At 32.4% G+C, this 17,020-nt stretch carries 10 protein-coding genes; 7 read left to right on the plus strand and 3 right to left on the minus strand.

Annotation, left to right across the window (positions count from 1 at the left end; translation table 11 throughout):
* Positions 1 to 329: 329 nt before the first annotated feature.
* The 4 genes from BMZ74_RS07440 (at position 330) to BMZ74_RS07455 (ending at position 5,878) form a co-directional block, all read left to right on the plus strand.
* Positions 330 to 1,346: a helix-turn-helix transcriptional regulator gene (locus tag BMZ74_RS07440; RefSeq protein ID WP_177181391.1), complete on the plus strand. Its 1,017-nt coding sequence runs from the start codon at positions 330 to 332 to the stop codon at positions 1,344 to 1,346.
* 265 nt (positions 1,347 to 1,611) lie between these two features.
* Positions 1,612 to 3,369, plus strand: a complete 1,758-nt coding sequence (locus tag BMZ74_RS07445) for an ABC transporter ATP-binding protein (RefSeq protein ID WP_089861601.1) — start codon at positions 1,612 to 1,614, stop codon at positions 3,367 to 3,369.
* Positions 3,362 to 5,101 (plus strand): ABC transporter ATP-binding protein, encoded by a 1,740-nt coding sequence (locus BMZ74_RS07450; protein ID WP_089861603.1) that lies wholly within the window; start codon positions 3,362 to 3,364, stop codon positions 5,099 to 5,101. Before BMZ74_RS07445 ends, BMZ74_RS07450 begins: the two co-directional genes overlap by 8 nt.
* Positions 5,102 to 5,230: 129 nt before the next feature.
* Complete coding sequence (locus BMZ74_RS07455; RefSeq protein ID WP_089861606.1) at positions 5,231 to 5,878, plus strand: ZinT/AdcA family metal-binding protein; 648 nt, start codon at positions 5,231 to 5,233, stop codon at positions 5,876 to 5,878.
* 127 nt (positions 5,879 to 6,005) lie between these two features.
* Here the strand turns inward: BMZ74_RS07455 and BMZ74_RS07460 are convergent, their stop codons facing one another.
* The 3 genes from BMZ74_RS07460 to BMZ74_RS07470 all read right to left on the minus strand — a co-directional run bounded on the left by BMZ74_RS07460 (position 6,006) and on the right by BMZ74_RS07470 (position 10,046).
* Positions 6,006 to 7,457 carry a carbon starvation CstA family protein gene (locus BMZ74_RS07460; RefSeq protein ID WP_089861608.1) on the minus strand — a complete coding sequence of 484 codons (1,452 nt, stop codon included), beginning with the start codon at positions 7,455 to 7,457 and terminating at the stop codon, positions 6,006 to 6,008.
* 106 nt (positions 7,458 to 7,563) lie between these two features.
* Entirely contained in the window at positions 7,564 to 8,343 is a 780-nt protein-coding gene (locus BMZ74_RS07465; protein ID WP_089861610.1) for a LytR/AlgR family response regulator transcription factor, read from the minus strand.
* Positions 8,340 to 10,046: a LytS/YhcK type 5TM receptor domain-containing protein gene (locus tag BMZ74_RS07470; RefSeq protein ID WP_089861611.1), complete on the minus strand. Its 1,707-nt coding sequence runs from the start codon at positions 10,044 to 10,046 to the stop codon at positions 8,340 to 8,342. The genes BMZ74_RS07465 and BMZ74_RS07470 overlap by 4 nt, the downstream gene beginning before the upstream one ends.
* Positions 10,047 to 10,249: 203 nt before the next feature.
* Between BMZ74_RS07470 and BMZ74_RS07475 the strand changes: the two genes are divergently transcribed.
* From BMZ74_RS07475 to BMZ74_RS07485, 3 genes are all read left to right on the plus strand, one after another.
* Positions 10,250 to 11,134 carry a cation diffusion facilitator family transporter gene (locus tag BMZ74_RS07475; protein WP_089861613.1) on the plus strand — a complete coding sequence of 295 codons (885 nt, stop codon included), beginning with the start codon at positions 10,250 to 10,252 and terminating at the stop codon, positions 11,132 to 11,134.
* Between the two features lie 18 nt (positions 11,135 to 11,152).
* A complete protein-coding gene (locus BMZ74_RS07480) occupies positions 11,153 to 13,000 on the plus strand; it encodes an HD domain-containing phosphohydrolase (RefSeq protein WP_089861615.1) in 1,848 nt (615 codons plus the stop codon).
* Positions 13,001 to 13,201: 201 nt separating this feature from the next.
* Entirely contained in the window at positions 13,202 to 16,996 is a 3,795-nt protein-coding gene (locus BMZ74_RS07485) for a DUF445 family protein (RefSeq protein WP_089861617.1), read from the plus strand.
* Positions 16,997 to 17,020 lie beyond the last annotated feature (24 nt).

Consider the following 17,020-nt stretch of genomic DNA (forward strand, 5'->3'; position numbering starts at 1 on the left):
GATTTAGTCCCTGAAAAACTGAGAGCTCAACAGCCTCGCCATTAGTGTTCACCAGTAAGTTTTGAGTACAGAGGCAGCTGCCTGCTAAAGCAGCAGAAAACAAATGGGACACAACATACGGGTTAGGAGTTCATATCAGCCTCAGGGGATCAAACTTAAAAAGTAGTCATGTAAATACATGCTACAAGGAGGGTCTAAATCTTCCCTGGATATCTTTTGATATCATTATATCAGGGACTAAATCTAAACTTAATAGAAACAAGCAAATTTATATTTAAATGGTGATAAATTTCAATATCACTAAGTATATTATACGAGGAAGGATCAGCATGAATAGATACATATTTACTAATACCGATGATTATTATGATAAGCTCTCACATGAGGTAGGTATTTTAGAGCAATTAACAGGAATAAATATTTATGCCTATAAAATTAATAATGATTTTGGCAGTGGATACTTCCGGAGGCTTAAGCTGGAAAATGGAATTGAGATTGTTAAAGCAGATTTCAAACTTAAACGTGATTTTGAATATAGTTATGAAACCCATCTCAGCCGTGGGTTTGAATTAGTTTATTTCTTATCTGGCAGTGCTCTGGTTGAAGATCATTTGCTTGGTAAAAGTAGTCTAATTAAAGCAGGTGAAGTTCACTACTGGAAAAATCGTGATCCTAATCAGGGGAAAATGAAATATTTTAAACAAGATAAACTTAAATTTATTAATGTTTACTTTAATAAAAGTTTTTTCGAACAGTTAAGCTTTGCAAACTTTAAAGCAATTAAGGCAGAAATTTTGAGTCAAGATCAACGGCAGGCAACAGATAAGTTGGCTATTCCAGAACTGATTGTACCATTAAAACAAATTGCTGCTTCTAGCTGGGACTATAATTCAATGAGTGAACTTTTATTTTTACAGAGTAAAGCAATAGAACTAGTTTCCTTATTTGTTAAACACAAATATTTGCATCGTAAAGCAATAAATAAAAAAATAATTAATAATCAACTTGAATTAGAAAAAATAAAGGCAGCTCGCCATATAATTGCTAATAATTTAACTGATCCTCCTAATACAGAAGAATTAGCCCGGTCAGTTGGTTTAAATAACTATAAACTTAAGCTGGGTTTTAAAGAAGTTTATCAAATGACAATTTTTTCTTGTCTTCGTTCCTTAAGAATGGAAAAGGCAAGAGAATTTTTAATTAAGCAGGAAAATGAAAATATTCTGGCAATTGCTAATCAAGTTGGTTATATGAATCCTAGTCATTTTGCTGCTGCTTTTAAAAAGGAATATGGTTTAAATCCCAGTGTTTTTCGGGAAAAATTTGGGTTTAAGTTTAATAGCTAATCTAAAAATTGGAGTGTTCGATTACTAATTAGCTATTTAATTTTAAATAAAAATATTTTTAAAAAGAGGCAGGTTTATCCTGTCTCTTTTTATTTTGGATACTAAATTTGCAAAATTGAGTCAAAAAATTACTTTTCTGAGTCGCTAATAGCCATAGCAAACAGATAAAATAATAATAAAGCTAGTCGAGATAAATTTAACCAAATAAAAATAATAAATTTTTTAATTATTAATTTAATTAACTTTAAGGAGGGAGTAATTAAAAATGGAAGATATTAAAAAGATATTTGCTTTTGCTAGAGAATATCATTATAAGCTGTATTTAGCTATTTTATTGGCTACTAGCAGTGTTTTATTAGGAATAGTGCCATTTTATTTAATTTATAAAATTATTATGGCTTTTTTAACAGAATCTGTTGTAGAGACTAGCTATTTATTTATTATGTCGGCTTTAATTTTAATTCTTTTACTTGCTAAATCATATCTTTTTTTGCAGGCAATGAGAGCCTCTCATGAGACAGCTTTTGATACTTTAATGGGTATGCGTAAGAGCATGGCTGAAAAATTAATTCGAATGCCAATGGGAGAAATAAAGGCCAAAAGTTCTGGACAACTAAAAAATATTATTGTTGATATGGTAGAAGAAATGGAATTAATTTTAGCTCATCTAATTCCGGAAGGGGTTTCCTATCTAATAGTTCCAATTCTGCTGATTATTTATATTTTCTTTCTGGATTGGAGAATGGCTCTGGCGGCTTTAGGTACTGTACCAATCTCATTAATTATTTTTCAGCTAATGATGAAAAATAGTCAGGAAAGGCTGGAATACTGGTTTAAAGCAGGGGAAAGAATGAATAGTAATATAGTTGAATATATAAGTGGAATGGAAGTAATTAAAATTTTTAATCAGACTACGCGCTCTTTTGCTAAATATACTGACTCAGTTAAAGATTATGAAAAATATACTTTAGAATGGTATCGTGAATCATGGAGCTATATGGCTGCTTTTTATGTAATTTTACCGGCGACTTTAATTTTTGTAGTTCCATTGGGGGCATATCTTTATTTACAGGGTAGCTTGAATTTGGCAAATTATATTTTAATTATGATGTTAGCAATGGGGCTGGGGGACCCACTCTCGCGATTAGCTCGTTTCATTGAATCAATTACAATGTTGAAAAGAAAGAGTAAAGCAATTAATGAAGTCCTGTCTGGTCCGGAATTGGAGCTTAGAAAAAATGAACTTAAACCAGCTAATTATGACATTTCATTTAATAATGTTTCTTTTGCTTATGATAAAGAAGAAGTATTAACAAAAGTTAGTTTTACAGCAGCCCAGGGGACAGTAACTGCTTTAGTCGGTGAGTCTGGTTCTGGCAAATCAACAATTGCCAAATTATTGGTTAGATTTTGGGATCCCAAGTCGGGAAAAATAATGCTAGATGGAGTAGAGATTAAAGAAATTTCTTTTGCAAATTTAATGGAAGCAATTAGCTATGTTTCACAGGATATTTATTTATTTAATACCACAATTAGAGAAAATATTAGATTGGGTAATCCACAGGCAACAGATAAAGAAGTAGAATCAGCAGCTAAATTGGCGCAGTGTCATAACTTTATTCTAGAATTAGAGAATGGATATGAAACAATGGCTGGTGATGCTGGAAATAAACTTTCAGGTGGCCAGAAGCAAAGGATTTCTATTGCCAGGGCTTTACTTAAAGATTCTCCAATTATTATTCTAGATGAGGCAACTGCTTTTACTGATCCTGAAAATGAAGATCGGATTCAAGCTGCTCTAAATGGTTTGATTTCAGGGAAGACTTTAGTTGTAATTGCTCATCGACTTTCTACTATTACAGAAGCAGATAATATTATAGTAATGGATCAGGGCCAAATTTCAGCCCAGGGAACTCACGATGAACTGCTGGTAAGTTCAGAAATTTATCAACGACTCTGGCAGGCTCATCTCGAAGCTATGGAATGGAATATTAAGCTCGAGGAGGCTGAGAGCTATGTTTAGCATAATTAAACGAGTTTTAATTCTGGCGGGTAAGTTTGCTGGAAAAATAAAATTAGCAATGGGAATTAGTTTTTTCGAAGCATTATTTAATAATGTTCCCTTTTTTATGATTTTTTATATTGTAAGTGAGATTTTGCAGGATTCACTTGATAGGGCTGATTTACGTTTTGCGATGATAATGATTATCACTGCATTGCTAGTTCAGGTTATTCTGAAACGAATAATTTATTCTCTCCAGAGCGGTAGTGGTTTTGAAATTTTTGCCCGGGAAAGAATAGCAATTGGTGATCGACTCAAACGCTATCCAATGGGCTATTTTAGTGAAGGTAATTTAGGCTATATTTCAGCAGTAATTACTTCTGATATTAATTTTGTTGAAATGTATGTAATGAATATCGTTGATCGAGTTGTAATAGCTTATGTAAATGCTGTAATAGCGGTATTGTTTTTGCTTTATATTGACTATCGACTTGCTTTAATTTCAGCAGTAGTTTATCTGCTGGCTAATCTAAGCTTAAACAAACTATTTGCAGTAGGTAAACTGCAGGGGCAAACCAGACAAAATACTCAATCTGAAGTAGTTACAGCTGTATTAGAATATGTCCGGGGAATGTCAGTTATAAAATCATTTAATTTAACAGGACCTAAAGCTAAAGCAACTAAAAAAGCTTTTGAAAAGTTCCGTGACATTTCGATTGCAATGGAAAAAGCTTTTGTACCATTGATTTTTCGTTTTGAAAGTTGGTTTGCTTTTGGAATAGCTTTGACAGTTTTAGTAGCAAGTCTGGCAGTTAAGAGTGGAAGTATGCTTTTGCCAGAATTATTGATAGTCTTAATTTTTATTTTCCGAATTTATATTCCTTTTCAAGCATTAAGTGGACAAAGTGCAGAAATACGTTTAATGGAAGCCTGCCTGGATCGTTATCAAAAATTAAAAGATATTGAAATAATTGATCAGGCTGGGCAAGATAAACAATTAAAAAATTATCAGATTGAATTTGAAGATGTAAGTTTTGCTTATGAAGAGCATGATGTACTGCATGATTTAACCTTTCAGATACCTGAACATAGCATGACCGCTCTGGTTGGCAGCTCTGGTTCTGGTAAAAGTACTATTGCCAATTTAATTGCTCGTTTTTGGGATGTAGAACAGGGTCAGGTTAAAGTTGGTGGAATTAATGTTAAAGAATTAACTTGTGATAGTTTATTGCAAAATATTAGTATGGTTTTTCAGAATGTGTATCTTTTTAATGATACCATTTTAAATAATATTCGCTTTGGTAATCCTCAAGCCACAGAAGCAGAGGTTATTGCAGCAGCTAAAAAAGCCCGCTGCCATCACTTTATTCAGCAGTTAGAAGCTGGTTATCAAACTGTAGTTGAAGAGGGAGGATCCTCCTTATCAGGAGGAGAAAAACAACGAATCTCTATTGCCCGGGCCATCTTAAAAGATGCCCCGATAATTTTACTGGATGAAGCAACTGCCAGTGTTGATCCAGAAAATGAAAAATACATTCAGCAGGCAATTAATGAGTTAGTTAAGGATAAAACATTAATTGTAATTGCTCATCGTCTGTCGACAATTAAAAATGCCGATCAGATTCTTGTTTTAGAAGCCGGCAGATTAATTCAGCAGGGTAAACATAGTGAATTAATTAAAGAAGCTGGTAAATATCAAGATTTCTGGCAGAAAAGAATGAATTCAAAAAGCTGGCAGATTAGTCATGTTTAAGCAGTAGTTTTTAGCAGAGTTAAAAAATTAATAATAACTAAGTAATCTAAGTTGCCCAATTGTTTAGTCAAAAAGCAAAAATTTTTAAACAATAATTACAGGATTTAATAAAAATATGAGGTGAGATAAATGAAAAATAAAAAAGCAATTATTTTAATGATGATTTTAGTAGGTGTTTTATTCTCTTTTTCTAATTTAACTCTGGCAGCTGAAACTGAAACAGGAGCAATAAATGATTTAATGCCCTGGCAGGGAACAAACCAGGCTTTTATCAAACTTTTTGATACCCCAGCTTCAGCTGAGTTTTTTAGTGCAGTAGCAGATTATGCTGAAGGCTATGATAGTCAGGCGGTTCGTCAGGCCTTTGCTGAGCTTTATAATGCTTCTTTTTCAGAAATGGAAGTAGTTGATGCCAAGACAGTTATTTTTGATCAGCAGTTAAAAGCTGAATACGACTATCTTGGTAATTTAAATACAAGCTGGGGAGAATACAGTATTTCCTGGTACATATTTAAGACAGCAGATCAGGCAGCAATTGCAGCTGGTTTTAAATATCTAATGTTTGTGCCCTACCATCAGGATGGTGAAGATGGTCTCAGACACTGCCATATGCGTTACGGAAATCCTAATTTTGATTATCTGGCTACTGATCCTTCTCTTGCTAACTGGTGGCCAACTTTATTTGAAAAAGGGCAAGTTAATAAAGAAAAAATTGTTAAAAATATGGTAAAACAGGCTAGATTATACTCAACAATGCTACCTGTTAAAACAAAATAATAATTTTATTGTCAAAATAGATTCGATTTAGAAAAATAATTTAGGTACTTTTAATGATAAAAAAACCTCTGATTTTAAAATCAGAGGTTTTAACTAAACTTTATTAAGTTTTAATAAGAGTTAAAATTTAAACTGCTTTTTGTTGAGTCTCTTCTTCAAGTATCAAATTATCTTCAAACTTCTGACTAGTAATTTTCTTAAGATAGATTGCCATTGTAACAACTGCCACTACTATACCAACGATTACAGAAAAATTATAAGGAAGTTGAAATCCTTCCGGTGCGTAAAGAATATAGGTAACAGATACTCCTGTCATAAAGAAAGCAGGAATAGCAGCAATCCAGTGGTTTTTAGCTCTTTTAGCCAGCCAGACTGCTCCAGCCCAGAGAACAACCATTGCTACAGTTTGATTTGACCAGGCAAAATAACGCCAGAGAGCATCAAAATTAATTTGTGATAGAAAACCACCAACTACAAAAATTGGAATAGCCAATAAAAGACGATTTTTAACAGATTTTTGTTCCAGACCAAAAATATCAGAAAGTGTTAATCGGACACTACGAAAAGCAGTATCACCAGAGGTTATTGGAGCTGCAATAACTCCTAGCATTGCCAGAATTCCGCCGACAACACCCATCATTGTACTAGTAATCTCATTAACAACTCCTGCTGGTCCACCAAGATTAGCAAGTGCCTGGCTTAAACCGCCTGTACCTTGAAAGAAGGTCATAGCAGCAGCGGCCCAGATTAAAGCGACAATACCTTCTGCAACCATGGCTCCATAAAAAATCCTACGTCCTTCTTTTTCATTTTTGGTACAGCGTGCCATAATTGGTGATTGAGTAGAATGGAAACCACTAATTGCACCACAGGCAATTGTTACAAAAAGCAATGGCCAGATTGGTAATGAATCAGGATGTAAATTATTAAAAGCTATGTTCGGAATATTATAATCACCAAAAATTAATCCACCGCCAACTCCAAGAGCCATAATTAGTAAGGCCAGACCAAAAATCGGATAAAATTTACCGATTATTTTATCTACTGGTAAAAAAGTAGCAATAAAATAGTAGGCTAAAATAATTAATAACCAGACATTAACTCCCATAAAACCAGGTGTAAGATTGGCCAGCAGTAAAGCAGGGCCAGTCATAAAAACAGTTCCCACTAAAACCAGCAGGACAATACTAAAAACACGCATAATTTGACGAATTGTTCCCCCGAGATTTTCCCCAATTATTTCTGAAATCGAAGCACCATCTGAGCGAATAGAAAGCATGCCAGAAAGATAGTCATGAACTCCGCCTGCGAAAATAGTTCCAAATACAATCCAGAGAAAAGCACTTGGCCCCCAGAGAGCACCGGCGATTGCTCCAAAAATTGGACCAAGACCAGCTATATTTAAAAATTGAATTAAAAAAGCCTTTTTCCAGTCCAGTGCAATATAGTCAACTCCATCTTCTTTACTAATTGCGGGAGTAACTCGATCGGGCTGAGAAGTAAAAATTCTGTCTACAATTTTTCCATAAGTAAAATAACCAACAATTAGAACCACCAAAGAAATAAGAAAAGATGCCATAAAAAAACCCCCTATAAGTGTTTTAGCTTACAATGCAATTATACACTTATCCAGGTTTTAGCAAAGCTATTTTAACTGAATAGTAAAAATATTATACTCAGCTACATTATTTAAGGTTTAATAGTTTATTGATTTTTTCTACTTTACTGCGGCTAACTGGTATTTTATGTCCTGAATAATCTGCCATTAAAACCTGGTACTTACCTTTAAACCAGGGTATAACAGCTTTAATGTGTTTTAAATTAACAATATAGCTTTTATGAATTCTAAAAAATTGACCGGGCAGTATTTCTTCAAGTTCTTTTAATTGAAATTGAGTCATATATGATTTCTTCTGGCAGTGGGCCCAGACCTTTTTGTCCTGAGTAGAAAAATAATAAATATCAGTAAAATTAAGCATAAGATAATAATTTTTTTCTACAACAGCTATTTTATTCAATAAATTTTCTTGTTTATTATTTTTTTGCTCAGGAAAATTAGCCAGGAGATTAGCCAGTTTTTGATTATAGTTAATTTTTTGTTTAAGCTGTTTTTTTATCTTTTGCAGACTCTGTTCTAGTCTTGCTTCACTAATTGGTTTTAGAAGATAATCAACAGCTGATAACTTAAATGCTTCAATTGCATAGTCATCGAAAGCAGTTGTGAAGACAATTAAAGGTGCTGCTTCTTTTTGATTAATTTCTTTTGCCAGTTCAATACCAGAAATTCCCGGTATATTTATATCAAGGAAAACAACCTCAATTTCAGCCTGGTTAATAATTTCCAGTGCTTGCTGACTATTTGAGGCTGTAAAACTAACTTTAAAGTCATCTGATTTGCCAATGAGATATTCTAATTCTTCCCGGGCCAATTTTTCATCCTCAACAAGCAGACAGGTAATTTTCAATTTGCTTTTCTCCTTTCAAAAATAAACTCAGCTGGAATAGTTATAATATTTTTAGTTCCCTGATCAGGCCAGGATTTGATTTTGAAATCAGCTAAAGTTCCATAGATTGAATCAAGTCTTGCTTTAATATTATTTAGACCAATCGAATTATCACTTGAATTAAAGATATTAGCTAATTTTTCTGGAGTAATTCCAACCCCATTATCAGCTACAATTAGCTGGATCTTTTCAGCCTGCTGGCTAATTTTAATTTTAATTTCTCCTCCTTCTGGTAAAGGATACAGCCCATGTTTAATTGAGTTTTCAATTAAAGGTTGAATAATAAAAGGAGGGATAATACTCTGTTTAAGCTGACCAGGAACCTCCCATTTAATCTGCAGCCGCTGATCCATTCTGGCCTTCTCAATACTTAAATAATCTTGACAGAATTGGATTTCTTCAGCTAAAGTTATTTGATAAATATTTCTTTTTAAAGTACGGCGAAAGATACCAGCTAGTTTAATTAGCAGTTCTCTGGCCTGGGCTGAATCTTTACGACAGCAGGCAGCAATTGCATTTAAAGAGTTAAATAAGAAATGAGGATTAACTTGAGCCTGAAGAGCTTTCAATTCGGCTTCACTCTTTAATTCAGCCTGTTTAGAGAGCTGGGCTAATTTAAGCTGTGTTGCCAGCAAATTAGCAATACCTTCTGCAAGTTTTATATCAAGAACTGTGATTCTACTTTCGGCACGATATAATTTAAGTAATCCAAAAATACTATTATTTATCTTTAACGGAGTTATAACAGCATATCTTAATCTGCAGTCTGGATTATTACAATTAATTTTTTCTTTGTGATCCACGATAATTGTTTTCTTTTCCTGCATAGCTTTTTTACTGGCTTCTGTTTTAATATTTTCACCTGGTAAATGATGATCAGCACCCAGGCCTGAAAAAGCCAGTATTTTTTTATTATTTGTAATTGATACTGCATCAACTTGACTTTCTTTTTTTATCATTTCGATAATAAATGCAGCAGCCTCTTTATTAAGCCCATTTTGCAGTAGAGGCAGAGACCGATCTGCAATTGATAAAACTTTTTCTGCCTGGAAAGCCCGAATTTTTTGCCGTTCTTCTTTTACTTTGTTTAAAATACTGATAAAAATAGCTATCCCCATACTATTACTTAAGATCATCGGTAAAGAAATAATTTTAACCAGCTCAATTGCCTGACTCAAGGGGCGGCTAAAAGCTACTACAATAATCATTTCTATACTTAAAGCTAAACAACCAGTTAAAAAAGCATTTTTAAAATTGATTTTATCATCGAGATATTTACGATGAAAAAAGCTGCCTATTAACCCAGTACTAGTGGTTCCAATTGCGCAAGCCAGGGCTGTAAAGCCTCCCAGAGAAAAACGATGGAGACCAGCAATTAAGCCAGTAGTTATACCAACAGCCGGGCCACCAATCATTCCAGCCAGGAGAGCTCCAATTCCTCTAATATTGGCATAAGCATCCATAATTACAATTCCTAAATAAGTTCCCATAATTGAAAGTATAGCCAGAAAAATAGTTAAGAATATTTTTTCATATTTACTGAAATCTTTAGTAAATATATCTTTAATACTGTTAATTCGGCTTAAGATATAAGCAAATGTAGCAATAACACTCATACTTTTAAAAAGATTAAATAAAAGAGCAATAACCCGATTATTAAACATTGTGGACTCTCCTTTTTTTATTTTGCCAAAATTAAGCATTTAATCTAATTAAATAATACTATAATAGCTAAAGTTAATCAAATGTGTCAGCCAGGACTGTGATTGCTATTATTTAATTAAATTGATATACTTATATTGATTAAATACAGTAAAGTTAAAAGTATTAACTAAGCTTTACTGATGGTAAAAAGAGGAGGAATCTAATGACAAATGATAAGTCCCGTTATCAGGAGAGTAGAAAAATATCGCTTATTAGCCTGCTAAGTAATACGTTATTAGCAGTATTAAAAATATTTATTGGAATATTTGCCAGTAGTACGGCCTTAATTGCTGATGGATTTCATTCATTATCAGATATGGCTTCTACTATTATTGTTTTAATTAGTATCAAATTCTCGACGACACCAGCTGATAAAAATCATCCTTATGGCCACGAAAAGGCAGAAGCACTTGGAACAAATATTCTGGCAGTTATTTTAATTTTAACTGCAATTTTCTTAGGTAGAGATGCTTTGTTATCACTCTGGCAGAGAGATATTAAAGAGCCTGGTCTTGCAGCTTTAGCAGTTGCTTTTATTTCGATTATAGTTAAAGAAATTCTCTATCGTTATACAATAAAGATTGGGAAAAGGATTAATAGTAAAGCTTTGATAGCTGATGCTCATCATCATCGTTCAGATGCTTTTTCTTCAATAGCTGCACTGTTCGGTATTGCAGGGGCTCGACTGGGATTTAGTTTTCTTGACCCACTGGCTGGAGTAGTAGTTGCTTTATTAATTCTCAAAGTTGCTTATGATATTTTAAAGTCAACCTCTTATGAGTTAATGGATGGACGTCCAGCCCGGGAAAAAGTTGATGAAATAACCAAGATTGCAGCAAAAATTAGTGGAGTGATTGATGTTTATGATCTTAAGCTGCGCAGTTATGGACCTAATTATATTGTTGATTTAAAAATAGTTGTTCAAGATCAGCTTTCTGTAGTAGAAGGTCATAATATTGCTTGTCAGGTTGAAAGTCAAATTATAGAGCAGCAGGCAGATGTAAAGGATGTAATGGTTCATGTTGATCCTGAGTCAGTACATAATTAAATTAAAGGAGCCTTTTCTGTGTTAAAAATTGTCACAATAATTAATGATTTGATGGAAAAAAATAGAATAAAATCTTATTTAGCTAAAGCTAAAAATGAGCTACCTGAGTTTGAATTTGAATTAAGTAAAGAATTTGAAGATTATCGTCATGCGCTTAATTTTCTTTATCAAGATGAGCCGATTGATATTTTAATTATTGAAGACTTTAATCGCGATAATTTTGAAGGACTGGACTTTATCATGTTGGCGGCTAAAGAGTTTCCGGAGAGCAGTTTGATTTTAACTTATTCTGCCAGTAAAGAGTTAGACTTAAGTTCTTATAAAATAACTAATTTAGCTGCTATTTTAAGCAAAAGTTCTGGTTATAAAAATTTTAAAAATATAATTTTATTTACTCTGTTAAAACATCAAGCTAAAAATGCGAAAATTATGGCTGAACAACAAAAATTAACAGATTATAGAACAATTATTGATCATACTCATGATGCAATCTTTTTGCTTGAAATAGACTGTGATAATAACTTTTATTATAAAAGAATTAATGAAACACATTATAATCTGACAGGATTGAAGGCTGAAAATGTTATTGGTAAAACAACAGCAGAGATTTTTGGTGAGGCAGTGGCAGCTCAAATGGAAGAAAATTATCAGCGCTGTGTTGAGCAAAAAAGGAAGATAAATTATACAGAAGAGATTGAATTTCCCGGAGGAAAAAGAGTTTTTCAGACTGCTCTTTATCCAGTAATTAAACAGGGAGAAGTTAAAGAAATTGTAGGTGCTTCTAAAGATATAACAGAATTAGAGAGCTGGCAGGCAGAGCTTGAATACTTCAAGCAGCGGGATAAACTGACTGGTCTTTATAATGAAGAATATTTTAATAATTATTTACCAAAAGTTATTGAATTAAAAAACTTACCTCTAGTAGTGATTGTAATTGATATTGTTGGTTTTAATCTCTTAAATAAATTATTTTCAACTACACAGGCAAATTCTATTTTAGAACAAACAGCAGCAATCGCTGCAGATTTGAGTCGCGAAAATGAGGTGGCTGCTCGTGTAAGCAGTAATCAATTTGCTCTAGTTTTGAAAAAAAGATCAATTAGAGAGTTTAAAGTTATCATGGCTGAATTAAAGGCCAGGTTAGCTGCAGTTAAAATTGCCGGAATTCCAATTGATTTTGCCGTAGTTGGAGAAGTTAAACTAGCTAAATTACCGGCTGCTAAGAAATTTTATGCTAATTTAATGGATAAACTAAAATTAGAAAAATATAATTACCGACACACAGCTAATAGTAGATTTTGTCAGGGTGTACTGGAATCGATTGCGGCAAGTAAATATAAGTTAATTGGTCATGGGCCTAAACTAATAGAAAGAGCAACTATGTTTGCTGCTCATTTTGAACTGAATCGTTCTGAAAAGGAAAAGTTTATTTTACTGGCTAAATATCATGATATTGGTAAATTAGGTCTGGACCAGAATATTCTTAAAAAAGGTGACTTATTAACAGCACTAGAATGGGAAGAATATCAGCATCACATTGAAAGATCTGCTAATTTTATTAGTCACTTTTATGATTTAACAGATATTTTTCAACTTGTTTATCATCATCATGAATATTATGATGGTAGTGGTTATCCGGACTGTTTGCAGGGAATTAAAATTCCTTATTTAAATCGTATTTTTTCTATTCTTGATTTTTATGATGCTGTTAGCAGTAATATATTTTACCCTTTTTTACAGGGACGTTATTTTTTTGCTGAATTAAATAAACAACAGATAGCTGGCGAATTAAAGAAATATCAGGGAAGTATTTTTGATCCCCGACTTGTGGATAAATTTGTCGAAAAAGTATTGCCAGAAATTTAAAAAATACCAAAATTAGGCTTATTATAGATAGTTATCCACAAGTTATTAACAAAACAGGTGTTTTATCCACAGTTGTTAACAATTAATTAACAATTAATGTGGATTAAAATATGGGTTTACCAACAGATTATCCACAATTTGTGGATATTAAAAATGATTATTAATTAAGAAAATGTTTTGCTGATTTTTAAGGAGGAAAAAATGGTTTTAGATTTAGAAGCAATTTTAGCAGCTGCAAGTACAGGAGCGATTACTGGTTATTTAACTAATAATTTAGCTTTAAAAATGATTTTTAAGCAGTACGGTCCTTTTGGTGGTGTAGTTATTAAGACAAAAAAAGAATTTATTACAGCTATTTCTGAACTTGTTGAACGAGAACTAATTAATCACCATAGTTTAGAAGCAGAATTTTCGCGACCGGAATTTAAAGCTAGTTTTGCTAGAATGATAGCTGATTTTTATGAAAAAGATCTTTATGAACAAACAAAGAATCTTAATATAGCTGATCTACCAGGATGGCAAAAAAATTATCAGCATTTAAGTAATTTCTTTTTAAAAAGTGGTTTTGATCTGGCAGCTGGCCTGGGAGAATTTTTAGCCAGAAATTATCAGCTAGAATATTTGCTGGCAAAAGAAAAAATAAATAAATTAGTTAGTGATCTCTATACAATTTTGGTAGCAGAGTTTAGTACAGTTGAAAATTTAGCTATTCTCGAAACTGCAATTTATGATGATTTGAAAGCAGAAAGACTAACTGATTTAATTACAGATGAGCAAAAAGATAAATTATTTAATTTAATAACAGATTCAGCTGCTTATTTTGTCAATAATTATTATAATTCAGCAGTTGAAGTTAAAAAAATCACCAGGGAAAAATTACTTAATTTTTTAGGAATGGAAAAGTTTATTGATTCTTTATTAAAAGAAACTTCAGGGTTAGCTCTAACTGATCTGCTGGCAGAGGATCAGCTAAATGATCATCAAAAAAAAGCAGGCTTAGAAACTGTAATACATCAAATTTTACTTAATCTAAAATTAGAGTTAAAAAATAGTGAGTTTAAATTAGCTGATTTTATTGATTCTGAAGTTGAACAAGAAATTTTAAAATTAAGTAAAGTTCTAATTAATGACCTGGCTGAAGCAGCTTATAGTTTTGTTGCAAGATCAGAATCAGATTTAAATGAACTAATTTTTAAGGCGGTTGAAGCAGAGATTGCTGCTAGTAATGGCTTAAAAGCAATGAGCAGATCTGCTATTTATAATAAATATCAAGAAAATATTGCTGATTATGGAACTCCAATTAGTTATTTGAAATCTTATTTAAAGAAGTCGCTCCCTCAATCAAGTGAAAAACTGAGTCAGCAGCTGCTGCAGGTCTTAAAACAATTAAAAATTAAAGATTTACTTGATCTTTTAAATTTAGAAGAAATAGCTGCCCAACTTGTTAATTCAGGACTTAATTTTTATCAGCTTAACAAACAGCAAACTTTAGAAAGTCTTTTAAGTTTAAACAGCAAAAACAAATTTGCTGCTAGTAAAAAACAGCTGCCAGATTTAATTTTAAAAGTTGTTGAACAACTTTTTTCTTCTCAAACAAGCATTAAACTGTTACTTAATTATGTTTTAGATTTAGAATTGGGAGATCTTATTTCTGCTAAAAACCCTTTATTTGGAGCGGAAATGCCAGCTAAATTAGCTGATTTTTTAAAAAAAGAAGAAAAAGTACCTGAGCTTTTAACCCAGTATTTACTTGAAAATGGATTAGTTATTTTGGCAAATCAATTAACAAAGGTCAGTAATGCTGAAGATGCTCTGTTAAAAGAAAAAGCGGCTGCAAAAATTAGAAAAAGCAAAGCAAAAGCAGCCCAATTAAGTCTAACTGAGATATATCGTCTGCAGCCAGATAAAAAACAAGCTGTAGCAGACTTAACTGAAAAAATATTAAATTTCTTTTATAATAATATGTCTGGAATTATTGATGGAAAAGTAGCTGGAGCTGCCTCTGCTAATCTAAACAAACTTTCTGATCAGGAAGTTGAACAGGCAATAGCTGATTTTATGGGAAAAGAGTTAAAACCAATTACTTATTTAGGTGCTTTATTAGGAGCAGGAGCCGGGCTCATATTTACTATGAGTGGAGCGGAGAGTTTTATTTTAAATTCTGGTTCTGCCTGGTCTGATTATCTTGCAACAGCATTTTTATATGGTGGTGTTGGTTGGCTGACAAATGTTCTTGCTATCTGGATGATTTTTAATCCCCATCAAAAACAAGAATTGGCTGGAGTTAGAGTTCCTTTTACTCCAGGAGTAGTAGCTAAAAATAAAGCTCGTTTTGCTAATTCAATGGGTAAATTTGTTGAACAGGAATTATTAAAAGCAGATTCAGCTGCTGAGTTAATTGCCCAACATGAAACACAGCTTAAAAATAAAATTTTTAATTATTTAAGTTCCAATGATTATCAGTTTATTTTTGCTGCTGCAAAAAATAAGAAGGACGAAGCAGCTCAAAAGTTAGCTGCTTTAGCTGTTGACTATTTAGCTAATTTAAAAACTGATGTTATCTCAGATAAATTAAACTATTTAACAGCAGAAATTGGTAATTATCTTGCAAATGAATTAAGTGAACTTGACTATCAAAAACAACTGTTAAATTATCTTAAACAGCTGCCTTCTGATCAATCAGAGTCTGAGTCTGCTGCCTTTTTAGGTGATTTAACTAATTTTAATTTTGACCAATTTGCTAAATTAATTGCTGGACAGCATAAGCTAGAATTTAGTTCTAGCCAGTTAAAAAATATTTTAAGCAGCAAAAAGTTTTATCCGTTTTTAGCCTATTTAATGCCTGTTTTAGCAGAGAAAAAATTTACTTTTGATTTACAGCTCTGGCTATCTAAACATTTTAAAGCAAAGCAAAGTGATTATTATCAAAAGTTGATTGAATTGATTTTAAATCAAAATCAGGAGGCTAAATTAGCAAAACTAATTAATTTAAAAAAGGATGAGCTTTTAGAGCAGGAAAAAGCTAAATCGGGTGGTTTGTTAAAAAACACTCTAGTTGCAGGTGCTCTTTATATGGCTGACCTTGATCAGTTTATTGAAAATGTAACTGGTCGGGTATTTAAAGAATTACGAGAAAATTATTTACCAGAAAAAAATGCTGAATTACAGGATCTTTTAGTTAATACAGTTGTTAACTTAGCTAAGCATGATTTAAATTATTTAAAGAAATTTGAGCTCAATAAGTCGTTAGCTTTATTTTTTAAAAATCCAGAAGCATTTAAGTTAATGCGAGAAGTTATTTACTTAAGTGAGGAACAATTTGATTGGGTAATGGATAATTTACTGCCTGAATCAGAGCAAGTCTTACTTAAGCTACAAATTGAGTTAAATCCAGCTGAACTCGATTATTTTATTGAGCAGCATTTTGATCTACCAGAAAAGTTAAAATTATTAATTTCTTTTCAGCAGCTGTTCAAACTGGCTGACTGGAAAAAACCCCTGACTAAACTTTTGCAGCAAGAAAAATTTACTGAGACTGAACTTAGATTAAGAAAAATTATCGGAAATTTAGAATTACAAGAAAGATTATCAGATTTAAACTTAATTGATTCCCCAATATTTACTGATTCTGCTGCTAATTTAGCCGATATTTTAGCAGCTGGTCCAGGCCAGAAGTTTCTGGAACAACAAATTGCTGAACAGATTAATAATTTAGCTGATTATTTAAGTAATAATTTCAATCGGCAGAGCCTTGACTATTTATTTAATTTAGTAATTGAGGCTGGCCTTATTAGTTTGAAAAATAACTCAGCAGATTTGTTGGCTGCACTTGAATTAGAAAATTTAACTGCTGCTGAAGTAAATAAAATGAATCCAGCTGAGATTGAACAGCTTTTTAACAGTTTTGCTGGTCAATATTTCAGTCAGCTAAAACAATATGGCTGGTCAGGTGGTATTTTTGGGATTATTCAGCTTGTTTTAAGGACTATGTTTTAAAAAATAACCTGAGGTGATATTTAA

The organism is Halanaerobium salsuginis (assembly GCF_900114545.1).
Lineage (GTDB): Bacteria > Bacillota > Halanaerobiia > Halanaerobiales > Halanaerobiaceae > Halanaerobium > Halanaerobium salsuginis.

Coding starts and splice junctions, on each gene's coding strand:
- BMZ74_RS07440 (WP_177181391.1), top strand. CDS start 330: ATGAATAGATACATATTTACTAATACCGATGATTATTATGATAAGCTC.
- BMZ74_RS07445 (WP_089861601.1), top strand. CDS start 1,612: ATGGAAGATATTAAAAAGATATTTGCTTTTGCTAGAGAATATCATTAT.
- BMZ74_RS07450 (WP_089861603.1), top strand. CDS start 3,362: ATGTTTAGCATAATTAAACGAGTTTTAATTCTGGCGGGTAAGTTTGCT.
- BMZ74_RS07455 (WP_089861606.1), top strand. CDS start 5,231: ATGAAAAATAAAAAAGCAATTATTTTAATGATGATTTTAGTAGGTGTT.
- BMZ74_RS07460 (WP_089861608.1), bottom strand. CDS start 7,457: ATGGCATCTTTTCTTATTTCTTTGGTGGTTCTAATTGTTGGTTATTTT.
- BMZ74_RS07470 (WP_089861611.1), bottom strand. CDS start 10,046: ATGTTTAATAATCGGGTTATTGCTCTTTTATTTAATCTTTTTAAAAGT.
- BMZ74_RS07475 (WP_089861613.1), top strand. CDS start 10,250: ATGACAAATGATAAGTCCCGTTATCAGGAGAGTAGAAAAATATCGCTT.
- BMZ74_RS07485 (WP_089861617.1), top strand. CDS start 13,202: ATGGTTTTAGATTTAGAAGCAATTTTAGCAGCTGCAAGTACAGGAGCG.